General features: G+C 56.9%; 4 protein-coding genes. 2 read left to right on the top strand and 2 right to left on the bottom strand.

Translation table 11 applies throughout. The annotated features are described in order from the left end of the window. The coding region (locus tag OP495_RS17475) for an aldehyde dehydrogenase family protein (protein ID WP_280571029.1) at positions 1–127 on the top strand (127 nt) is incomplete at its 5' end. A gap of 114 nt (positions 128–241) precedes the next feature. On the opposite strand, the gene OP495_RS17470 is transcribed toward OP495_RS17475, so the two are convergent. Then, a complete protein-coding gene (locus tag OP495_RS17470) occupies positions 242–556 on the bottom strand; it encodes a type II toxin-antitoxin system RelE/ParE family toxin (protein ID WP_280571028.1) in 315 nt (104 codons plus the stop codon). A gap of 2 nt (positions 557–558) precedes the next feature. Beyond that, positions 559–795, bottom strand: coding sequence for an addiction module protein (locus tag OP495_RS17465; RefSeq protein ID WP_280571027.1), 237 nt, complete (start codon positions 793–795; stop codon positions 559–561). A 151-nt stretch (positions 796–946) separates the two neighbouring features. Between OP495_RS17465 and OP495_RS17460 the strand changes: the two genes are divergently transcribed. Further along, the gene (locus OP495_RS17460; protein ID WP_280571026.1) at positions 947–1558 is read left to right on the top strand and encodes a LysE family translocator; all 612 of its coding nucleotides are present in this window, start codon (positions 947–949) and stop codon (positions 1556–1558) included. Positions 1559–1868: the final 310 nt, after the last annotated feature.

Genomic DNA, 1868 nt, shown 5'->3' with positions numbered 1-1868 from the left:
CGCCGCCTTTGGGGGCTACAAGAAGTCCGGCATCGGCCGCGAGACCCACAAACTGATGCTCGATCACTACCAGCAGGTGAAATGCGTACTGGTCTCCTACAGCGACGACCCCATGGGGCTGTATTGAGAGAGGGCTGTAGTCAGTAACCGCCATCCACGAAACTGAGTCGCGTCCGACTCAACCTTTGCCGCTTCCCCGGGAAGCGGCATTTTTGTAGGCGTGCCGTGTTGGAAAGTCAGGTTAGAGCTTATCTCGTTCCAACCAATAGCCAGGCTTGCGAGAGTGGTGGGCGACGGCGATTACGACTGTTTCTTCTGGCAACTCAATCACAACTATGTCGTACGGGAAGCGTTTCAGGATCAATCGTTTTGCACGGATATTGCCGGCTTCTTCGGGCAGAGGTGCTAGCGGGATAAGGTTTTCTTCAATAACGTCGATGGCGGCGTCAACGGCAGCAAAAAACTTGGTTCCGAGTCCAGGCTGCTCATATTCGTACCATGCTGCAGCCTCTATCGCTTCCTGCGAGGCATCTTCCAGTATCCGTACCGTTCTCACTATTACTGGCCTAATCTCGCCCGCATCTTGGATCGGAATTCTTCACGGTTGATAAGTGTCGCTTCTCCGCTTTTGACCCTGGAAGCACGGCGAACGATTTCATCGTTCCAGGCTTGCTCGACAGAGTCGTCACGGGGACCGTCCAGGCTCATTATCAGCTCGCGAGCCAGCGCTGCACGTTCCGACTCGGAGAGCGTCGAAATCTGGGAGCGTAGGTGGTCTAATGTTTCCGTATTCATGGTGCCTCCGCGAGTGGTAATACGATTATGCTAGCCCGATTCAAGGGCCCTAACAAGGCGGTCAACGGGACGCCAACGGCGCTCTACGTGGGCGTCCAACCCTCTCCGACTGGCGAAGTATTGCGAGAGCAGTGTCTAGCGAGGATTTGAGATGGACCTGTACTGGCTGTTCCTGATAATGGCAACGCTGACAGTGCTTAGCCCAGGGCCGGGTGTCGTAATGACCCTAAGCAACGCGCTGCGGTATGGCTTCATGGGGAGTCTCGGCGGAATATTCGGTATTGCCTTTGGCACTCTGCTCGTTGCGAGCATCTCCGCCTCGAGTGTCGGTGTGATATTGGCGACCTCGGCGGTTGCCTTTACGGCGTTGAAACTCCTCGGCGCCGCTTATCTGTTCTATCTGGGGATCCGTCTTTGGCGCTCTCCGTCGCTTACGTTCGCTGAACGGCCCACGCAATCGCTAGGCTTTCGCCGCCGCTTTCTCGAAGGGCTTACAATACAACTGACCAACCCCAAGGCCGTGTTTTTCTTTCTCTCGGTCTTTCCCCAGTTCATCAATCCACAGTGGAACTTCACCGCACAGTTCACGCTGCTGGTGCTGACGTACAGTACGCTGGTGATAGTGATTCATTGCCTGTATGCGTTCTTCGGCCAACAGGCGAAGGGGTGGTTCCGCTCGCCAACGGGGGCGCGCGTCGTCAATCGCATCGGTGGTGCGACCTTCATGTGCTTCGGGGCCGCCCTGGCCAGCGCAAAAAGGTAAGGTAGGAGACACGCCCTAGTCGTTACACGGGCTGGGCTTTCTCTCTGCCACAGCTAGCGGTTTCCAGCCACCACCGCTGCGCCGAAGTGGTGGTGGTGGCTTGTCGGAGCGCAGTACTTTTCAGACAGTGTCTACACCTTGCTGACGATCAGTGCGGCATTCACCCCGCCAAAGCCGAAGCCGTTGCACAGTACGTGCTGGCTGCGGTGCTCGCGTGCCTCGCCCGAGACGAAGTCCAAGTCGCTTAGATCCTCGTCGGCATTTTCCAGATTCAGGGTCGGGGGAAGCTGATCGTAAATGGCCGCCAGGG

This window comes from Chromohalobacter sp. 296-RDG, from assembly GCF_029889885.1.
Classification (GTDB): domain Bacteria; phylum Pseudomonadota; class Gammaproteobacteria; order Pseudomonadales; family Halomonadaceae; genus Chromohalobacter.
Note: the sequence above shows the minus strand (reverse complement) of the source record. Positions and strands in the feature narration are given on the sequence as shown.